Below are 20,402 nucleotides of genomic sequence, written 5' to 3' on the forward strand. Positions count from 1 at the left end.
AGCAGGCATGAGAGATCATGTACTGTGAAGCGGCTGTTTGTGTTGTATGGATCTCATTATGTGAGCGGTTGACGTTAGGCCTGACCTAAGGTGTATCTTTAAAGTAGCTTAAATCTAGTGAGGCTCATTTAACCAAGGAGTGTTCATATGAGAGAGAACGGAATGACGATCAGTGAGCTGGCGAAGCTCATGCAGGTATCGGTGCATCAGATTCGGTATTTTGAAGAAAAAGGGGTACTGCTACCAGCATATATTGGTGACAATCAATATCGAATGTATGGCATAGATGAGGTATATAGGCTCGCACATATTTTACTTCTGCGCAGGTTGGGCATTTCTGTACAGAGCATTAAGGACTGTCTCGGTGACTTCACCCCGGATCAGGTTGCTACACTGCTTCGGCAAGGCATGGCTGATACAGAGGCAGAAATCAGACGATTACAGGAGCTGAATCAAATGATTCATAAAGTCATACAGGAGTATGCAGAGTTCAGTGAAGAAGGGCTACTTGACGAACGCTGTACGAAGATAGATCCAAATGAAGAAGAGCATGCCGAGGTAAAGCAACGTGACAACCAGCCTACCATGATTACACTGAGCGATGCGAGCGTGGAAGAGGTTGAACAAGATAGTGAAGGGACATGTACAACGAATATTCAGGATTTTCGAATCAAGCACTTGCAGCCGCTGTCGCTGGTGAAGTGGATTGAGCTGGAGCCCAAGCAGGGGCTTCATGCTGAGCTTCTGAAGGAGCAGAGGCTTCCGGGCCTGTTCGAAGTGGATGTTCATTATCTGTGGGACGAGACTGGCACAATTACCCTGTATTCAGAAATGAAGGAAGGCCCGCAAGCTAGCGATCTGCTGCTGCCCGAAGGAGCGTACCTGATATCACGCTGTCAGATCAGAGAGGAGCAGGAGATCGACGAGCGAATTGAGCAGTTATACGAGTACGCATCACACCATGAGTATATCGTGGCAGGACCTTTGCTGGTGATTGAGAAATCGTATTTATCTTTGTTCCATGCCGACAAGCTACATTATGAACTCCGTATTCGTCTAGACGATCTGGGAAGTAATGATGTACATACCAAGCTAACATCGTAAGGGGAGAAGTCCATTGAAGCTAGTTACGATTGAACCCATGCAAGCCAGCTATAATCAACAGGTTAGTCATCTACTGGTGCACAGCTTCGGTAGTAAATTCAGATTTCTAACGGGTCTCGGACACTATGAATTGGCTTTTCAGCTTCAACAGGTGCTGGAGTCATTCCCCGAGCAGCATACTTAGCAGAGGGTCGTGGCTGTGCAGGAGGGGGAGGTCATTGGGACGCTGTCACTACAATGGCACTCACGATCTCAAGCGAACCAAGGTACGATCTGGAGATTAGTTAAAAAGTTGAACCCGCGCCAGGCATGGGCTAAGTTCAGACTTATGACCGGATTGCAGCTACTGTCTCATATACCGGATCACAGTGAGTGTTACATTGCGGATATATCCGTCCATCCTGACTACCGTGAGAAGGGAGTAGGGACACTGCTGATTCAGTGGGCACAGGATTATACGTATGCACATCCACGGCTGCGCTACCTGAGCCTTCATGTAGCTGCCAGCAACTCAGGCGCTCAACATCTATATGAGCAGCATTCTTTTCGAACGCTGGAGATGAAGCACAGTCTGCTGTCGCAGCTTTTATTCGGAGAACGGACGTGGCATTATATGATTTCACAGCCGCTACGGCGCCAAAGTAATCAAGCTGAGCCTGATGCAGATCATGGATCAGGCATGCTTACCAGTTCAAGGATAGAGAATATGCAGAATGAATTAAGATGAACTACTCGCATTTAATCTAGTCAAGGTACTAGCGTTGAATTTAAGTGAACCAGCGTTCCATAATGACATACGCTTTGCCCCCTCGCTCAAAGGACTCCTGTGTTCTAATCAGGCCGAATTTTTCATAAAAGTGAGCCTTCTCTACTCTTGCATTGCAATAAATTCGCTTCATATCAGCCTTCTGGGCTGCATCCAGGACAAATTGAAGAAGTCGGCTCCCATAGCCTTGACCTTGGTGTGAGCTGAGCGTGGCGAATTTGCGAAATTGTGCCTCGTCTTCGTAGATGAACAGCGAGAGCACCGATATGAGCTGATCCTGCTCGAAGAGTCCATAGTGGGTCCCCTCATGGTCATCCTGCAGCTTCACATAGTCCAGCTCCTTGTCTGGCCACATGACCTCATGTCGCAGCTGCCAGGCTTGTTCCTGGGCTATTGGCTGAATATGCACGTATTATCGACTCCATTCTGTTCCCATAAAATGATCTCGCTCTACCTTGCTGATCCGCAGACCGAAGCTTTCGTACCAGGATGACTTCCCTTTCTCCTGTGCGACCCGATGCAGGCTGTGCTCCTTCCAGGCGCGTATGTGCTCAAGGGAGCTCCAGTAGGATACGGTTATGCCGAAGCCCTCTGCAGATCGAACGCTCTCGATGCCCAGAAATCCTTCTTGCTGTGCGGCCAGCTCTACCATCTTGTCGCCCATGGCTTCATAGGCGGCCCCGTATTCATCGGTTCGCTGAGAAGTGAAAATGACGGCATAATAGGGCGGAACTGGTGTATGTGCAATAGTACTCATAATCTTGTCCTCCAGTCGGTTATATACTAACATGGATTATAGCCGTATTTTTTGGATAAATAAAATGAATGTTATTGATCTATTATATGAATTATATTCATGAACATGGGAGGGACAATGAGTCTATCGAAGTATGAAATTGTATTGAAGGTTGTGGAGTCGGGCAGTCTGACCAAGGCTGGCGAAGCTTTGGGCTTATCTCAGTCGGCTATTAGCCATGCCGTCTCGGGTCTGGAGCAGGAATTGGAATTGAAGCTGCTTCATCGTGGGCGTGCAGGGATCGTTGTTACTCATGAGGGGGCCAGGCTGCTCGACTATATGAGGGCTATACTGGACTTGCAGAAGAGGCTGCTACAGGAAGCGGACCTTATCAAAGGGCTGGAGACGGGGATTGTGACGATCGGGACCTTCACCAGCGTATCGATTCACTGGTTACCCCATATCCTGCAATCGTTTCAGACGCAATATCCGCTCATTGAAGTAAGGCTGCTGGATGGCGATTACCAGGAGATTGAGGGGTGGATTGCAGGTGGTCTTGTCGATTTTGGCTTCGTGAATATGCCCACAGATCAGCGAATGGAGCAAATGGAGCTGCACAAGGATGAACTGCTGTGCGTTCTTCCAGATGATCATAGACTGTGTGTGGAGGAAATGGTGACGGCAGAGCAGATTAGAAACGAAGCATTCATTATGCCCGCGAAAGGCTGCGATAGAGACCTACATAGATGGCTGCATGAGCAGGGCGGGAGCGTGCGGACCAGGTTCGAGCTGGAGGATGACCATGCGATTATGGCGATGGTGCAGAAGGGTCTGGGCATTAGCATCCTTCCAGGTACGATACTGAACGCCTTGCCAGAAGGGTTGGCAGTGCGACCGCTTGCGCCTCAAGCCTACCGCACGATTGGTCTGGCAGCGAAATCCTGGAAGAAAGGAAGTCCAGCGGCGCGACGCGCCATCTCGTTCATCAGGAGTACATTTTGCATGGAAGAAGACCATACATCATAAAGGTGATCGTACAGCGTAACCGCGGGCCATATAGCGTAAAGTTGAAAATATAGCTTGAAGATGACCATATAGCGTGAAGACATGGGTAGAGGATATCCAGGTAAGAGACCGCTGGCATGGATGCGCTGAAGCGAGGATATTTGCAAGAAATACAGAATTGATATAAGGTCCTCAAAGGCTGTAGTCTTCAAAACGGTTAGTAGGACGGTTATTGCTACATAAGGTGTAACAGCCATATCCACTAAGCTGATAGAGGGATTGGCCCAAAAAATGACCGGACAGAGTAGCGGAGGGATCAGTCTGACTAGCGACGAGACAAGTCTGGACATCCGTGTAGGCATTATTGTGCAATATGGAAGCCATGTCCACGAAGTAGGTCGAGAGCTTCAACGCAACATCAGAGAGACGATAGAGAGTCTCACGGGGCTAGTCATTCGAGCCGTGCATGTGGACGTGGAAGGGATTGTTATTCCCAGGGTCTGATGAACAGAGGGAGATAGCAACTAGTGACAAGTAAGACAGAATCTCTTGCTGAATATTTGAATAGAAGAAGTCATATCGGTATAACGGTCGGCATGTAATAAGTACGATAAGCAAGCAGTGAAGGAGTGATGACATGTCAGAAATATCAATTGTCAAAGCGCATCCTGACTCGCCAGCAGGGTCGCAGCTTAATCGGATGGCACTGGATTCGATGGCATATACTCTGGCTGGCTCGAGAGACGAGAAGATCATACAATCGACACTGGAAAAGCTCTGGAAGAACAGCTATAACCGTTTCAGTCATCAATATGCCTACGAAGCCAAAGTCGAAGGCAAAACGCTCGGCATAGTTACATGTTATCCCATAGGGCTGCTCCAGCAGTTAGCTTGGCCGACGGCGAAGAAGCTTTGGGCGCTCCGCAATTTGGAGCTGATCAAGTACAGCTTGCTACATCCAGGAGCTTTCTTTTCGATGCTGACTCTTAAAGAAGGCTATGAAGGGGAATACCATATCGGTACTCTGGCTACGCTGCCTGAGAGCAGAGGGCTCGGGATCGGTACACAATTGCTCCATTTTGCGGAACAACAAGCACAGCTTCAAGGATACTCAAGGAGCTCCCTGACTGTACGGCAGGACAATCCACGGGCGGCGATGCTATATGAAAGAGTAGGATACGTGGTATCAGGCAAGATGAATCGACCGGGCTTCTCCTTATTTCGCATGGTTAAAGAGCTCGTCTGATTATACGTTCGGCACATAACTGACTTCTCATATCAACACACAACTAGTGGCATCATCACCACTAATGGTATCATCACTGCTAATTGCGTCATTATCGCATAACCCCCCACTGTGCACTCAGAAACCGTAGCGTCGGCATCGGTTCTGTACAGAGGGGGGGGTTATGTCGTATAGTTGTGTGATATTGCAGGTGATATCGTTGATGATAGTGTAATGGTTGGGGAAGGATTCGAAAAAAATTGTAACTTTTTCCGATATGCATTTGACAGAATACCTCAACATGTACTACATTATTTATGGTTACAAAACTTTAATAATTTGCCGAATTTCATGTATGTGAGAACGGGGGACCCCGATTTGGGTGAATGAATCTGCTGGGCCGCAGATATTCTAGGTGACCTTCAACCGAACCCTTAGCTAACTCCGTAGGCACCGAAGGAGGATTTTTCAGTTGAAAAAGTGGTTAACAGGCGCATTGGGAGCAGCTATACTCTGGTCTTCCTTGGCAGGAGTCAGCTCCGCAAGTGCTGTAAGAATTGAAAGTCAGGTTGATGAATTAATTGGCACCCCGTACAGAATGGGTGGAACGACTACAGCGGGCTTTGATTGCTCCGGATTTATTTTATACATAATGGAGAAGTATGGTGAAGATCTGCCGCGGACCTCGCAATCCCAGGCCATGGCAGGAACTGAGGTCGACCAGGATGACCTGCAAATAGGAGATCTGGTGTTCTTCAACACGAATGGACGCAGCATCTCTCATGCTGGCATTTATATGGGTGACAATACCTTTGCCCATTCGTCGACAAGCAGAGGCGTTATTATCAGCAAGCTGTCCGAGAAATACTATAAGGATCGTTATGTAACTGCAAGACGTGTAGTATCTGAGAGAACCATGAACAAAATGACAGACGAGATTCATCCATAATATGTACAAGCATTAATAAGCGAAAGTACATACCACGATTGCCCGAACGTACACAAATTTGCCCTTGTGTACGTTTTTTTATTGGACTTTTGCAGGTATTATTAGATTATTATTGTTATGGCGGCCCTATCGGAGGCAGCAAGAGGTGAAGAATGAATTATAGCAAAAAAATTATGCTGATTGAATCGGACAAGCTTACGCCTTCGCGAATCCCAGTCATTTTGCTGGTCGCGCTGGTGTATGCTCATGTAATGATCTCGCAATATATGGCTGAGCCGCTGCTGCTCAGGAGCCTGTTATTCTCCTGTCTTATGGGATTGCATGTTGCTTGCTACTGGTATTCTCACCAAATGGTCAGCTACAAGCCCTGGTTGTACTTTGCGTTACAGGGAGTAATTATCGTGGCGAGTGCCTTGGTACTTCCGCACGGCTTTTATGGTATCCTCATCGGGTTAATTCCCGTCTTAATCGGGCAGAGCGTGGGGGTCTATTATCATCCGCTCAAGGTGTCCGTACTGTTCCTGGTGCTGTATTCCCTGTTCGGGGTGCTGATTGTGTGGCTGAAGGATGCGGAGGGTGTTGGCTTTTTATTTCCATTCTTAATTAACATAATCGTCGTTGTAGTGGCCTATGCTTCGTTCTTCTTCAAGCAGGTTCATGCCAGGGTGCAGGCGCAGACATTCCTGAGAGAGCTGGAGATGGCTCATAAGAAGGTTGAAGAGCTTACACTTGCCAACGAACGACAACGTATGGCACGTGACCTGCATGACACGCTTGCACAGGGCCTGGCGGGAATCATTATGCAGCTGGAGGCGATAGACGCCCATTTGACCAAAGGTGGCACGAAGCGAGCCCACGAAATTGTACAGCAATCTATGTCACAGGCACGACGTGCACTTGCCGAGGCAAGGCAGGCAATTGATGACCTAAGATCTCAGCCTGCTGTGGAGATCGACTTTTCTGAATCTGTGCGTGAGGAGATTGAGCGATTCACGCTGGCGACGGGGATTCCTGTCCAACTGGAGCTGGACCTGAAGGGTACATTGCCTATACTTGTTCTGGAGCATGGGCAGCATATCATTCGAGAGTGTCTGACCAATGTTGCCAAGCATGCGCACGCGCGCCATCTCTTTATTCGTATTGTCCAGTATGAACAGCAGCTACTCACTGTCATTCGGGATGACGGCAAGGGCTTCAACACTCGAATGATCGGGAAGAGGGTCGGCCATTACGGGCTAATCGGCATTAAAGAGCGTGTACGACTGCTGGGTGGGACTATTGAGATTGAAAGCACTACCCAGAAAGGAACAACCATTGAGATCGAGGTGCCTATTGCAAAGGAGGCCTAGGTATGAAATACAAAGTACTAATTGTAGATGACCACTGGGTGGTCAGGGAAGGTCTGAAGCTGATTCTGGAGACAGACCAGCAGTATGAAGTGATTGGTGAAGCAGAGGAGGGGCGAACAGCACTCCGTCTGATGGAGGAGCTTGAGCCTCATGTTATTCTGATGGACCTGAATATGCCTGTCATGAGTGGTCTGGAGACGATGGAGGCTATGCGGGACAGGCAAATGACAACTCCAGTCATTATATTGACCACATATAACGAGGATGACCTGATGGTCAAGGGACTATCTCTCGGTGCCAAAGGGTATCTGCTTAAGGATACGAGCCGGGATAATCTGTTTCGTACCCTTGAATCCGCTTTACGTGGGGAGACGCTGCTGCAGCCGGAGATTACAGCCAAGGTATTTGCCAGCACGCTCAGACCAGCCTCCTCGGCTTCTATGCACCAGGAGCAATCGCTAATGACAGAGAAAGAGCTAACAATTTTGCAAGCTGTCGCCCGTGGCTTTCGCAGTAAAGAGATTGCCTTTGATCTCGGCATATCGGAGCGGACTGTCAAGGCGCATCTCACGAATATTTATAATAAGCTAGGTGTAGATTCCCGCTCAGAGGCCGTGGCGGTATCCCTTGATCGAGGAATTCTGCAGTTATAGCCGATATAATCTACCGCCCGCTCGTACATGAAGGTTCTGCCCTTATGTACGATTTTTTTTCTTTTATACCGCGGTAGAATAAATTATGTGAGAAATGGATTGGAAATTGATATATTCTATGATATAAGGAATTATTTTCTAAACTTAGCTTCAAGGAGGAGAGACTATGGAATCGTACCAAGCACAAGCAAGCCAATTGAAGGATGGGCAACATCTGCAGCAATCTGAATCAGCACATGTACATGAGTCGGATCAGCACACGGTAGAGCCTGAGGAGCAATTGGGATTACAGCTATTCTTTGATGATCAGTTTTTTGATATATTCATACACCGACTTCCCAAGCTTGCTGAGATGGTGAGCAGAGAAAGAGATCATAGCGATCATGGACTCCTCTCTCTTCCTACTGTGAAATAATCAATGAGCCATTAAACATGAATTCGTGAGTTCGTGTTGAATCCAGAGGATAGCAATAAGAAGACGAAATCACTATCAGAATGCAATATTACATATAATCAAGCTATAGTATAAGAGAAGCCGCCGTGTGCAAGGGGCTTTTTTTGTTCGTTTGTTCAGAGAAATCAGTGAAATCACGTCTTGCCTTTGCAAGTCGTGATTTTGTTGTTTTTCTGATTTGAATCCAGAGTATATAATCGAGATAATCATCTATATCCAGTCTCTCAGTCACATACTGACAGCTGCATACGGGAAGGAGTCATGTATGGAAGCTATAAAATTATTACTGGCAGATGATGAACCGATCATTTTGCGTGGCTTAAAAAAGCTTCTGGCGTGGGAGGAGCTTGGCTTAACTATATCGGGTGAAGCGGGAGACGGTGAGGAGCTGCGTCAGCTGATTGCTGTTCATGACCCACAGCTAATCATTAGTGATATCAGCATGCCTGGAGGCAGTGGACTCGAGATTATGTCAGAGCTGAATACGTCGGGACGCCACATCAAGGTCATCTTCATTAGTGCCTTTCAGGAGTTCAGCTATGCTCAGCAGGCTGTTCAACTGGGTGCGCTGGATTATCTGGTGAAGCCTATTAATAAGAATCAGCTTGAAGCTGTTGTCAAAAAGGCCGTATCCATGATTCGTGAGGAGAGCATGGACGAGCGTAATAAGGAAAAGCTGAGCTATTACGAGAAGAAGAATCGTTCAACCACCATTGAGCAGCTTCTGGACGGGCTACTGAATGGTGATCAGAAGGCACTGGCTGAACTGGAGGACATCGGAGCATTGGGAACCAGTCGATATGCAACGGTTAGTGTACTGGAGATGGATGAGCAGTCAGATGGCTCACGCTGGGATGAGCGGGAACGAAATCTGGTGCATTTTGCGTTATCCAACATTATTCGGGAGACATTGGAAGGTCTGGAGGGGACGAGAGAGAAGGGGCTCTTGCTGTTCAAGGATGGACGCTTTGCTCTCTTGCTGCAGCATGATGATTCTCAAGCACCGAATGAACTGGCGTTGGATCTACTCCACAAGGTTCAGAGCTACCTGAAGCTGAGGGTATCCATAGGTATTGGTCAAGCTGTGACACGCATTGGCGAAGCCAAGCAATCGTACCGCACTTCCCTGAAAGCGCTTGATCTAAAATATTTTATCGGCCCTTATCGTGTAATTAGTCAGGAGGATCTGAAGAAGGAAGAGCTGATGAGTGGTGATGTGCAGCCCGCACAGTCTATCTCAGAGCTACAGTCCAAGCTGGCGCAGGCATTGCCTGCGCAGGAGGAAGAGGCCATCCAGCACATGACAAGAGAGTTGCTGACGCAGATCTGTGTTCAGGCTGGATATAATAAAGGTCTTGCCATTACGACGGTATATAATGTCCTGACGGCTCTTAACCGGGAGATGATGAAGCTAACCGGAGGAGTGGAGGAGCTGCTTGCCGAGCAAGGATTGATGGAGGAACTAGTCCATTGCCCTTGTTATGCGGACGTTGAGCTTCTCATGATGACGATGCTGTCTGACATGCAGCAGCAATTGCAGCGCAGGCTGGCAGGTAAAGAAATCCTTGTGCTCTCCAAGGTTAAGAGCTATATCGAGGAGCACTATGCAAGCCAGATTACCCTGGAGTCCATGGCGGCACTCGCTTACATGAATCCATATTATTTTAGCAGCTTTTTCAAAAAGCACACCGGGCAAAATTTCAAAAGCTATGTAACCGAGGTCCGGATGGAACAAGCGCTCAAGCTGCTGCTAGAGACAGATCTCCTGGTATATGAGATTGCTGAGCGCGTAGGCTATAACCATGTAAGGCACTTCAGTGACATGTTCAAGAAAAAATTCGGCCAAGTACCGCAGGAATACAGACAGGCCTTTCGCAAGCAGCAGTCATAGGAAGGAGGTGATTCTACATGCGATTATGGAAGCGTTTCCCCAAGAGTATATTTGTAAAATTCTCGGCTTCATTTATTCTGGTTGGCCTGATCCCCTTATTTGCGCTCAGTTACCTGTCCGTGCAAGTGTTCTCAACGTACGTAGAGCGATATACCACAGGTAATCTACAGCAGATGGTGCTCTATATGAGCTATAATCTGGATTCTGCGTTCCAACAATATAATGATATATCCAAGCTCATGTATACGGGCCGCTATGAAGGACTATCAGACAGTATACGGCAGAACCAGACCTATAATGTGAATGAGATGGAGCAGATTAACTCAACGCCCATTGATTCATTCCTGAAGACAATTCTCTATAGCGATGCATATATTACGAGCGTTTATTTCGTGCGTGACATGGATGGCAAGCTCTACTATCAGGAAAAGGAGAATAGGGGGCTTCGCAGCGAGGAGCTTCCGCTCCAGCACTGGAACGAGCAATTAACCAGACAGCCGTCCAAGGTCGCACTTGTTCCGACACATACAGATAGCTACTTTATTGGAGCGGATCGTGAAGTATTCACGATCGCTCGTAATCTGATCGACACCTCGGGCAAGCTCACGGCAGAACCGAAGGTAGTGGGTACCCTATATATGGACGTGGATATATCCGTGTTCAAGCCATTTTTGAACGAGCTATATTTGGGTGAGAAGGATGAGCTGATCCTTGTTGGAGAGAATGACAGCGTCTATTTTAGCAATCATGGGATTCGGAGAATCGAGGACGCCTTGCTGATGCAAAGGAACAATGAGGTGCTGGTCATGCAGGAGGAGATTCCTTTTGTAAATGGCAGGCTGATTGCGGGCATTCATCGCGAGGGCTTATTCGAGCAGCTGTTCTCAGCCAGAGCTACGGTGTACACGGCTATCCTGATCTGTACGACTGCACTGATCATCATGGGTACCTGGTTCTCACGTCGGCTCGCTGCCCCGATTCGCAATCTGATGCGGCACATGTCCGTCGTGGAATCTGGTCAGTTGGATATTAGACTTCCGGTGACTAGCAACGATGAATTAGGCCGCCTGACACAAGGCTTTAACCGAATGGTGGAGCGTCTGCAGGTGCATATTGATGAGGCGTATGTGGCCCAGATCAAGCAAAAGCAAACGGAACTGAATGCACTCAAGAGCCAGATCAGGCCGCATTATCTCTACAATACATTAGAGGTTATTCGTATGAATGCAGTAGATAAGGAGGCTCATGAGGTAGCGGATATGATTCATTCGTTATCCAATCAGCTGAAATATGTCATTGATTATGGAGAGGATCGGGTCAGTCTGGCTCAAGAGCTTGAGCATCTGCAAGATTATTTCTACATCATTTCTGTTCGCTTCGATAACAGATACGCTCTTCGCTATGATATCGCACCGGACGTACGGATGGATTGGCCGATTTTGAAATTAAGTCTTCAGCCGATTGTGGAGAATGCCATTCAGCATGGCTTGCGCCAGAAGAAGAAAGGGACGGTAGGCATCACGGTCGAAAAGAGACCTCATGATCTGGCCATCACCATCTATGATGACGGCATCGGGATGAACAAGGAGAGCCTATCACGGCTGGAGTGTCTGCTCGGTGATCCGGTCGCGCCGAGAAAATCCATTGGCTTGAAAAATGTTCACGAACGCATTCGTTCCTCGTATGGCGAACCATACGGATTGTCGGTGAGCAGTCATGAAGGAATCGGTACCTCCGTGCTGCTGGTATTTCCCTTGCCGAAATCGGAGTAGCCCTGAAATGCCCCAATTGAATCAGCGAAGGGTATTACAGGAATTCAGAGAGTTGCAATAGCTGGTATGGCATCCTACAGAAGCATTTGGAACGGAGACGAGTCTCCGTTCTTTTTCATAAGCTTAAATTTCCTGCATACGGCGCTTAAAAAAGTTCATTCAAGCCTACCGGAACGAATGCTATTCTAATCTTAGAAAACGCTTACCAATCAGATGGAATAAGTTCACTGACAATGGTGAATGCGTTCTCCGATGACGAAACATGCTGGGTTGACTACAAAGGGGGGACCACAATGTTAAGAATGAGGAAAGCATCACAATTCAAGTTATCCGCGATCATGCTGGCGACAGCGTTGCTGCTTGGTGCTTGCGGAGGTAATGCCAGTCCGGGAGCCGGCGGAGAAGAGGCACCGAGTGGGGCCAAAAAGGTCAGCTTCACGATCGGGTATGCCTCGGGTGATCCGGCTGCCAAAAAGGCTATAGCAACTGCAGTTGAGACTTTCATGGCACAGCATCCAGACATTGAAATCAAGGATCTCAGTGAAACGAGCAGCAGCGCATATCTGGATTGGCTGAAGACGAAGGATGCTGTCGGGGAGTTCCCGGATCTGGTAGAAATGCGCGATACCGAGGTCTTCGCGGAGGCAGGCAAGATCGTCGAGCTTCCAGCCGACCTGCTGGAGCTCTTCGATTCACCGCCAGAGGTGGATGGGAAGGTGTGGAATGCCCCCATTGCTGTGAATGTGCCGCAGGGGATTATCTATAGCAAGAAAGCTTACGCGGATGCCGGGATTACCGAGCTCCCTACCACCTACGATGAGTTCATCGCTATTCAGGAGAAGCTGAAGGCTAGCGGTATTACGCCGATCGTAGTCGGCGGCAAGGATATTTTTCATATGGGCTTCTGGGTCAATAAATTCCTGATCGACAATGTCTATGCGCAAGATCCAGACTGGAACTCCAAGAAGACCGCCAAGCAGGTGAGCTTCACGGACGAGAATGTTGTGCAGGCCATGACAGATTTCAAGCAGCTATTCCAGAATTATGTGGACAAAGGCTGGCTTAGTACCGGGGATAATCAGACTGCATCTATTCTTGTATCAGGTAAGGCTGCTCAGCTCTTCTCGGGTACTTGGATGTTCTCGCAGATTGAGGAGGCGGACCCGAATTTTGATTATGGCTTCTATGCTGTTCCTGATCGTCAGGGCAACATCAATGTCATCGGCCTTCCATCGCCAGCTGGCTGGTCCTTGTCCGCTGAAGCGGCGAAGGACCCCGAGAAGACGGAGGCGATCAAGGAGTTCATCCGATTCTTCTTTGAACCCGAGCAGTATGCCGATTATCTGGCGAGTATGAACGCCATCGCTTCTACCAAGGCAGAGGTGACGTATGAGAGTAATGAAGCCATGAAGGTGGCGCTGGAGCTGATTGCCGATCCGAAGGTCACTAAATCCCTTGCGATCAATAACTGGTGGGGCGATAACCTGATTCCGCCGCAGTTCCGCAATTGGTATTACAAGAAGCTGCAGGAAATGGTCGTCAGTGATGGAGATGTGAAGACCTACATGCAGCAGGTGGATGCAGAGTATGACAATCAGGTGAAGGCGAATTCGATGTAAGCAGTAGCACCACATAAAGTGTAAACCAAAGCGAAATTCAGCAAAAGAGATATACAAGTGGAGGGTGACATAGCGAGAGCTGCTCCCTCCACGGTTCGGGAAAGGAGTGTTAGGTATGGGGGCACCCGCCTCACCCAAGGAGAGAAGCGCTGCTGAAGCGACCCTTCCAAAGAAGAAAAAGCTGCACACGTATGCCGTATTGTTCATCCTTCCATCGTTCATTCTCTACACCTTGTTCGTGATCGTGCCGACCTTCGGCAGCATGTATCTCAGCTTTACCTCCTGGGACGGCATCAGTGAGGATATTCGTTATATTGGATTTGCTAATTTTGTAGAAATTCTGAATAGTCCGCGAGTGCATAATGCGCTGAAGAATACATTGATTTTGACGGTGAGTCTCGTCGTACTGGAGAATATTGCTGCCATAGCTATGGCTCTCATGGTCGATAAGGTGAAGTGGTTCCGCAATTTCTTCCGCAGCATCTTCTACTTCCCTACATTGCTGAGCGGTATTGTCATGGGCTTCGTGTGGGCGATGCTCCTGAATTACAATTTCGGCGTAGTGAATCAGCTGCTGAATGTGATCGGGCTGGGAAGCTGGGCTCTGGACTGGCTGGGCGATCCCAAGTACGCCATGGTTGCTGTTGTGCTGTCCACCGTCTGGAAGGGAGCGGGCTACTATATGATCATCTATCTGGCTGGCCTGCAGGGCATTCCCGCCGAGCTCTCGGAGGCTGCGAGTATTGACGGTGCGAACGGCTGGCAGCAATTCCGCTTCATTACCTTCCCGCTGCTGGCAGGCTCTCTGACGGTCTGTCTGGTATTGTCGATGATCAGTGCGCTGAAGATCTTCGATCAGATTGCTGTCATGACGGATGGTGGACCAGGATTCGCTACAGAGACCCTGACGTACATCATTTACAAGGTCGGCTTCGGTGAGCTGAGACAAGGCTTCGGCACGGCGCTTGCTATGGTGCTCTTCCTGATCATCATGATCATTACGATTATTCAGGTGAAGATCCTGCGCAAGAGGGAGGTGCAGTATTGAGATGAGCACACAAGCACGCAAAAGAATGACCGATATACTACTATTCATAGTTACTTTGCTAGTAGCGGCCATTTTCTTCTTTCCGATTCTCTTTAACCTGATGTCTGCCTTCAAGAGTAATGCAGAGATTATGCGGGATGCGTTATCCTTTCCGACCTCATTGTATCTGGAGAACTTCCGGTACTTGCTGACAGAGACAGAGTTCCCGCGCGCCATTCTGAACAGTCTCATTCTGACCGTGGTGTCAATCGTGGCACAGATTCTTGTGATTCCGATGGCAGGCTATGCCATTGAGCGAAGAAATGCCAGATGGACGAACTTGATCTTCCTGTACTTCCTGGCCGGGATGATGATTCCTTTTCAGGCGTACATGATTCCATTGTTCAAGGAGCTAAGAATGCTCGGGCTGTACGGAAGTCTGGCTGGGCCGATTATGGTCTATGTTGCTGGCGCCGTTGGCTTTGGCTGCCTGCTCTATACCAGCTTCGTGAAGGGAATCCCGAAGGAGATTGAAGAAGCAGCGGAGATTGACGGCTGCAACCGTTACGGTATCTTTTGGAGAATTGTATTTCCGCTGCTTGGTCCAGTTACAGCGAGTATGGTCGTCTTGAATGGACTAGGGATCTGGAATGATTTTCTCTTGCCCATGCTGGTGTTGCCATCAGGCGAACCGAAGACATTGGTCGTTGAAATATACCGTTATATCGGGGAATTCTCGTCCAGATGGGACATGATCTTCGCTGGAACGGCGATCTCCGTCGTACCGGTGTTGATTGTATTTGTCTCGCTGCAAAAATATTTTGTAAAGGGAATCTCATCTGGAGCCACCAAGGGCTAAGACTAAGCAAGCTGTGCACATCCGCTGTGCATATCCATGATGACATGCGGCGCATGCATTCCTGCATACAGGCTGTGCAGACTTAGAGATACAAGGAGAAGACGTCGAGAGACGTTTTTTTCATATCGGGACAATAGGTCATTGTCATCGGAGGCAAGCAAGGCAATTGCTGAATGATCACTATAGGAGGCTGATTCGAAAACATGAGCACCATTGTCAATCCTGTTCTTGCAGGCTGTAAGCCTGATCCGTCATTCATCCGTGTGGGTGCAGATTATTATATTGCGACCTCGACCTTCGAGTGGTTCCCTGGTGTCGAGATTCACCATTCCCGAGATTTGGTACATTGGCGCCTAGCTGGGAGAGTGCTGACGGAATCCAGCCAGGTGGACCTGCGCGGGAACGGGGCATCCGGCTCAATCTGGGCTCCGGCTTTATCCTATCAGGATGGATTATTTTATTTGCTGTTCACCAATGTGAGGTCACGTCATCGGGTATACAAGGATCTGCATAATTATCTTACAACGTCCACAAACATTGAGGGACCCTGGAGCGCACCCGTGCGATTGAACGGCAGCGGATTTGATCCGTTCCTGTTCCACGACGATGATGGTCGCAAATGGTTGCTGAACATGCGCTGGGATTTTCGTCAGAATCATTCCAGTTTCTCCGGCATTGTCATGCAGGAGTATGATCCCAAGCAGGAGGCTTTGGTCGGTCCTGTTCACGATATTTATCATGGCACCTCCATTGGTGTTACCGAGGGACCACAATTATTCAAACGCGGCGAACATTATTATCTGATTACGGCGGAAGGTGGTACAGGCGTCAACCATATGATTACGCTGGCACGTAGCCGTAGTCTCTTCGGGCCTTATGAGACAGACCCGAACTTTCCACTCCTAACCACAGCTCATGAGCCTTTGCATCCGCTCCAGCAGGCAGGGCATGGATCCTTAGTTGAGACTCCGGATGGGGAGTGGTACATGGCTCATTTGTGTACACGGCCACTACCAGGCACTACCAAGATGAATCCGTTAGGCAGGGAGACCGCAATTCAGAAATGCAGCTGGACCGACGATGGCTGGCTTCGACTGGCACAAGGAGGAAAATTACCAGCCCTTGAAGTGGAAGGGCCGCAGCTACCCAGTCATCCTTTTCCACGTCCTGAGGCGAGGGATCATTTTGATCGTCCTGAGTTAGGTCCAGATTATCAGAGCTTGCGCGTTCCCTTTGACCCTTCATGGGTCGATTTGACGGACCGTCCCGGGTTCCTGCGCCTGCGTGGCCGAGAATCCTTGGCTTCCATGCATGAGCAGAGTCTGGTAGCCCGCCCGATCCAGCATGTTCACTGCGCCATAGAGACCTGCATGGAATTCAAGCCCGATAGCTTTATGCAGATGGCTGGTCTGGTCTGTTATTACGATGACAGCGACTATTATTATTTGCGGGTAACGGGCGATGAGGTTCGTGGAGCAGCACTAGGCGTCGTGATGTCCAGAGCAGGGAAGTACGAAGAAGTCTTCGCTATGCAGCTGTGCGTGAAGGATTGGGAGCGGTATTACCTGAGGGCAGTTATTCATGAGCATGAATTAATGTTCTATGCGTCACCGGATGGGGAGAGCTGGACAGCTGTATGCACACCGCAGGATATGGGTACGCTATCCGACGAATACGGAGGCAAACTCGGCTTTACAGGCGCTTTCGTCGGCATGTGCACTCAGGATCTGGATCAACAGTCTTGCGAGGCGTGGTTTGATTACTTTGAATATCTTCCACTGGGTTAACCGACATCAGATGAAGTTAAGAAGGCAGGCTATAGTTGGAATAACTCTAATTTGTGCTAGTGTGTATCGCTAATGCGTAGTTGGTAGCGGCAGCATGTCTAATAGCTCGTTCATCTATGTCTGGAGCGTCTGTTTTCCTAGTAAAAGGGTAATAATATATTTATTCACTGTGGACACCGCTTTCACTCTATGTTATCTTGTAGGTGAGGCTTGTTACCGGTAACGCGGGCAATACCACAGTAGTTCCGTTGTACAGTGATGTACATTGGGCTATTGTTGTGTTGCCCGCTTTTTTTTATTCCCTCAAAACAGGTGGTTGCTATGATTATCAAACAGGTGTTCAACAACAATATCGTCAGTTCATTGGATGAGCGGGGGAAGGAGCTACTGATCCTCGGCCGGGGCATTGGCTTCAACAACCGTGTAGGTGATGAGATTGACGACAGTAGGGTGGAAAAGATATTCCAGCTCCAGAATGATGCCATCTATGAGAAGTTCAAGGCCACACTGATGGAGACGCCCATTGAAATTATGCAGGTGACAGATGATATTGTCAGTCTGGCACGGCGGCAACTGAATAAGACGATCAGTGACGGGATCTATATTTCTCTGTCGGATCACATTCACTTTGCCATTAAGCGAATCAAAGAGGGCATGATCACCCTTAATCCCCTGGCTTGGGAGGTTCAGCACTTCTACAAGGCGGAGTATGATGTGGCGAAGGAATCGCTTTTGCTTCTGCGCGAACGACTAGGCATTGAGTTCCCGAAGGAGGAGATCTCCAGCATCGCCCTTCATTTCATCAATGCAGAGATCAATGATTCCATGAACGATGTCGCGCATCTGATGCAGCTGCTGCAGGAGATTATGAATATTATTAAATACCACTTCAATGTGGAGTTCGATGAGGAGAACGTCAACTATTTTCGCTTCATCACTCATCTGAAGTACTTCTGCCAGCGTGTCATTACACATACCGCCCATGATGATGCAGAGCAGTATCTATATGACGTCGTTCGCAAAAATTATCCGCAGACCTTCAGCTGTATCACCAAAATTGAGTCTTTCATTCGAAAGAACTATGGCTATGATATGACACATGCGGAGCAGCTCTATCTGACGCTTCATCTGGAAAGACTACTGAAAAGAAAATAAAGCTTATGGGCTTGTTACTGTTCAATCAGGCAATACCCGGATGATGTGAGGATGGAACGCAGATGCGGACTCTCTTTGTCATTGTCCGGTTTTTTGTATTGATTTCACAAATTGAAAATGGGGGGATTCCTCTTGAATCATCAGGAGACAGCGAAGAAAATCGTGGAGGGTGTCGGCGGTAAGAGCAATATTAATTCTGTCTATCACTGTGTAACTCGGCTCCGCTTTGAGCTGAAGGATAACGCCAAGGCGGATAAAGGAGCGCTGGAGCGACTAGATAAGGTTATGGGTACGAACATTGCTGGGGAGCAGTATCAGGTCATTATTGGCAATGACGTATCCAAGGTGTTCGATGCGTTGACGGAGCAGCATCCCGACTTGAAAGAGAAGAAGGATGCACCCACAGAAGGCGCAAGCTCTAAAAATGTCATATCTCGCCTGTTCGAATTCATTGCGAGTGTATTTGCACCGATTTTGCCGGCTGTAGCTGGAGCGGGTCTGCTCAAAGGATTCATTGCACTCTTCGTGTCTCTAGGATGGGCAACGGCAGGTACAGATACGTACCGCATTATATCAGCAATTGGGGACAGCGTGTTCTATTTCCTGCCGATGCTGATTGCCTTCAGCGCAGCTCGTAAATTCAATGCCAATCCATATGTAGCGGCTGCGGTCAGTATGACCTTGATGGCACCGGACATCGGCGCGCTGCTATCCAGCGGCAATCCGGTCAGCTTCTTGGGAGTTCCGGTCGTATCGGTAAGCTACGCATCATCGGTCATTCCCATTCTGCTCTCTATCTGGCTGCTGTCTTATGTAGAGAAGGGCTTCAACCGCATCATCCCAGCTTCGCTGAAGCTGCTGCTCGTTCCGCTCTTCAGCTTGCTCGTTGTCGTCCCGATTACGATGATTGCTATCGGACCACTCGGTACGCTGATCGGTAACGGCTTGTCTGGCGGGATCAACTGGCTGCTGTCCGAGGGTGGCTTGCTGGCAGGGCTTCTCTTGGGCGGCGGTATGGCATTAATCGTCATGACGGGAATGCATTATGCGCTAGTTCCGGTCATTCTCAGCAATCTGGCGAATTTGGGCTTTGATAAATTTCTACCACTTACGTATATCTCCAATATGGGGCAGGCAGGTGCGACGGCAGGGGTATTCATCCGTGCTAAGGACAAGAAGCTGAAATCATTGGCATTATCAACCTCCATTACTGCGCTCATGGGTGTGACCGAGCCGGCGATGTACGGAATTAATATGCGCTACAAGAAGCCATTCGTAGCTGGAATGATCGGTAGTGCTGCTGGTGGCGGGTTCGCCCTGATGTTCGGTGTTAATGCGTATGTACTAGCTGGAAATGGCGGTCTGCCGGGCATCCCGGCCTTCATCGGCCCTACCTTCGGCTATGCACTGGGAGGACTGGCGATTGCGTTCGTCGTATCATTGGTGGCTTCCGTCATTATGGGGATCAAGGAGGACGCTGTTGCACCACTGGAAGGTGAGCAGGGGAAGGCCGCTGAAGGTCAAGCGGTATCCGAGTCTTCAGCTTCTTCCGTCACGGCTGTGGAGGAGGAGCATTATGAGCTTCACGATGAGACAGTGGGATCCCCTGTAAATGGCAAGATTATTCCATTGAACGAGGTGAATGATCCGACCTTTGGTGAGGAAATGATGGGCAAGGGCATTGGCTTCGTTCCTGCAAATGGTGAACTGGTGTCTCCGGTGAACGGGAAAATTATGAATGTATTCAAGACCAAGCATGCTATCGTCATTCGCAGTGAGCAAGGGGCAGAGCTGCTAATCCATATAGGTATCAATACTGTGAAGCTGCGCGGTCAATTCTTCGAAGCGTATGTTCAGACTGGAGATGTTGTGCGGGCCGGCGACAAGCTGCTGAGCTTCGAACTGGATAAGATTGCCGAGCAATATGACATCACTAGCGTCATGGTCGTGACCAATACGGCTGAATATGAATCAATTCAGGCTCTGAAGCTTGGTGAGGTAGCTGCTGCTCAGCCAGTGCTTAAAGTGAAGACGACATCCAATTCTTGAGG

General features: G+C 48.7%; 20 protein-coding genes and 1 riboswitch. Of the genes, 18 read left to right on the forward strand and 2 right to left on the reverse strand.

Translation table 11 applies throughout. The annotated features are described in order from the left end of the window. The first annotated feature begins 147 nt into the window (after positions 1 to 147). Genes MKX74_RS12000 through MKX74_RS12010 form a run of 3 tightly spaced genes read left to right on the forward strand, consistent with a single transcriptional unit; the run spans position 148 to position 1,831 of the window. Entirely contained in the window at positions 148 to 1,104 is a 957-nt protein-coding gene (locus MKX74_RS12000) for a MerR family transcriptional regulator (protein ID WP_341178508.1), read from the forward strand. A gap of 13 nt (positions 1,105 to 1,117) precedes the next feature. Continuing rightward, positions 1,118 to 1,288 (forward strand): hypothetical protein, encoded by a 171-nt coding sequence (locus tag MKX74_RS12005; protein ID WP_341178509.1) that lies wholly within the window; start codon positions 1,118 to 1,120, stop codon positions 1,286 to 1,288. 9 nt (positions 1,289 to 1,297) lie between these two features. Then, on the forward strand, positions 1,298 to 1,831 hold the full coding sequence (locus MKX74_RS12010) for a GNAT family N-acetyltransferase (protein WP_341178510.1): 534 nt from the start codon (positions 1,298 to 1,300) through the stop codon (positions 1,829 to 1,831). A 40-nt stretch (positions 1,832 to 1,871) separates the two neighbouring features. Here the strand turns inward: MKX74_RS12010 and MKX74_RS12015 are convergent, their stop codons facing one another. Beyond that, positions 1,872 to 2,279, reverse strand: coding sequence for a GNAT family N-acetyltransferase (locus MKX74_RS12015; RefSeq protein ID WP_341178511.1), 408 nt, complete (start codon positions 2,277 to 2,279; stop codon positions 1,872 to 1,874). A 3-nt stretch (positions 2,280 to 2,282) separates the two neighbouring features. After that, a complete protein-coding gene (locus MKX74_RS12020; RefSeq protein ID WP_028592576.1) occupies positions 2,283 to 2,627 on the reverse strand; it encodes an antibiotic biosynthesis monooxygenase family protein in 345 nt (114 codons plus the stop codon). Between the two features lie 117 nt (positions 2,628 to 2,744). On the opposite strand from MKX74_RS12020, the gene MKX74_RS12025 reads away from it, so the two are divergent. The 15 genes from MKX74_RS12025 (at position 2,745) to MKX74_RS12095 (ending at position 20,400) form a co-directional block, all read left to right on the forward strand. Further along, positions 2,745 to 3,632, forward strand: a complete 888-nt coding sequence (locus MKX74_RS12025) for a LysR family transcriptional regulator (RefSeq protein WP_341178512.1) — start codon at positions 2,745 to 2,747, stop codon at positions 3,630 to 3,632. A gap of 234 nt (positions 3,633 to 3,866) precedes the next feature. After that, entirely contained in the window at positions 3,867 to 4,115 is a 249-nt protein-coding gene (locus MKX74_RS12030; RefSeq protein ID WP_341180567.1) for an Asp23/Gls24 family envelope stress response protein, read from the forward strand. A 133-nt stretch (positions 4,116 to 4,248) separates the two neighbouring features. Beyond that, positions 4,249 to 4,857 carry a GNAT family N-acetyltransferase gene (locus tag MKX74_RS12035; protein WP_341178513.1) on the forward strand — a complete coding sequence of 203 codons (609 nt, stop codon included), beginning with the start codon at positions 4,249 to 4,251 and terminating at the stop codon, positions 4,855 to 4,857. 309 nt (positions 4,858 to 5,166) lie between these two features. Further along, a riboswitch (cyclic di-AMP (ydaO/yuaA leader) is annotated at positions 5,167 to 5,304 on the forward strand. 4 nt (positions 5,305 to 5,308) lie between these two features. Next, the gene (locus MKX74_RS12040) at positions 5,309 to 5,785 is read left to right on the forward strand and encodes a C40 family peptidase (protein ID WP_018882973.1); all 477 of its coding nucleotides are present in this window, start codon (positions 5,309 to 5,311) and stop codon (positions 5,783 to 5,785) included. Positions 5,786 to 5,937: 152 nt separating this feature from the next. Continuing rightward, a complete protein-coding gene (locus MKX74_RS12045; RefSeq protein ID WP_341178514.1) occupies positions 5,938 to 7,134 on the forward strand; it encodes a sensor histidine kinase in 1,197 nt (398 codons plus the stop codon). Positions 7,135 to 7,136: 2 nt separating this feature from the next. Continuing rightward, a complete protein-coding gene (locus MKX74_RS12050) occupies positions 7,137 to 7,787 on the forward strand; it encodes a response regulator transcription factor (protein WP_341178515.1) in 651 nt (216 codons plus the stop codon). A 166-nt stretch (positions 7,788 to 7,953) separates the two neighbouring features. Next, complete coding sequence (locus tag MKX74_RS12055; RefSeq protein WP_341178516.1) at positions 7,954 to 8,202, forward strand: hypothetical protein; 249 nt, start codon at positions 7,954 to 7,956, stop codon at positions 8,200 to 8,202. A gap of 304 nt (positions 8,203 to 8,506) precedes the next feature. Next, positions 8,507 to 10,132 (forward strand): response regulator, encoded by a 1,626-nt coding sequence (locus MKX74_RS12060; RefSeq protein WP_341178517.1) that lies wholly within the window; start codon positions 8,507 to 8,509, stop codon positions 10,130 to 10,132. 17 nt (positions 10,133 to 10,149) lie between these two features. Continuing rightward, a complete protein-coding gene (locus MKX74_RS12065) occupies positions 10,150 to 11,904 on the forward strand; it encodes a cache domain-containing sensor histidine kinase (protein WP_341178518.1) in 1,755 nt (584 codons plus the stop codon). 302 nt (positions 11,905 to 12,206) lie between these two features. Then, complete coding sequence (locus MKX74_RS12070; protein WP_025679150.1) at positions 12,207 to 13,523, forward strand: ABC transporter substrate-binding protein; 1,317 nt, start codon at positions 12,207 to 12,209, stop codon at positions 13,521 to 13,523. A 115-nt stretch (positions 13,524 to 13,638) separates the two neighbouring features. After that, on the forward strand, positions 13,639 to 14,571 hold the full coding sequence (locus MKX74_RS12075; RefSeq protein WP_341178519.1) for a carbohydrate ABC transporter permease: 933 nt from the start codon (positions 13,639 to 13,641) through the stop codon (positions 14,569 to 14,571). A 1-nt stretch (position 14,572) separates the two neighbouring features. Further along, positions 14,573 to 15,409 carry a carbohydrate ABC transporter permease gene (locus tag MKX74_RS12080; RefSeq protein WP_341178520.1) on the forward strand — a complete coding sequence of 279 codons (837 nt, stop codon included), beginning with the start codon at positions 14,573 to 14,575 and terminating at the stop codon, positions 15,407 to 15,409. Positions 15,410 to 15,612: 203 nt separating this feature from the next. Further along, positions 15,613 to 17,196 (forward strand): glycoside hydrolase family 43 protein, encoded by a 1,584-nt coding sequence (locus MKX74_RS12085; RefSeq protein WP_341178521.1) that lies wholly within the window; start codon positions 15,613 to 15,615, stop codon positions 17,194 to 17,196. Between the two features lie 321 nt (positions 17,197 to 17,517). Next, positions 17,518 to 18,351 carry a BglG family transcription antiterminator LicT gene (gene licT, locus MKX74_RS12090; protein WP_018882963.1) on the forward strand — a complete coding sequence of 278 codons (834 nt, stop codon included), beginning with the start codon at positions 17,518 to 17,520 and terminating at the stop codon, positions 18,349 to 18,351. 132 nt (positions 18,352 to 18,483) lie between these two features. Further along, positions 18,484 to 20,400 carry a beta-glucoside-specific PTS transporter subunit IIABC gene (locus MKX74_RS12095; protein WP_341178522.1) on the forward strand — a complete coding sequence of 639 codons (1,917 nt, stop codon included), beginning with the start codon at positions 18,484 to 18,486 and terminating at the stop codon, positions 20,398 to 20,400. The last annotated feature ends 2 nt before the right edge of the window (positions 20,401 to 20,402 follow it).

Source organism: Paenibacillus sp. FSL K6-1230, from assembly GCF_038002385.1.
GTDB lineage: Bacteria > Bacillota > Bacilli > Paenibacillales > Paenibacillaceae > Paenibacillus > Paenibacillus massiliensis.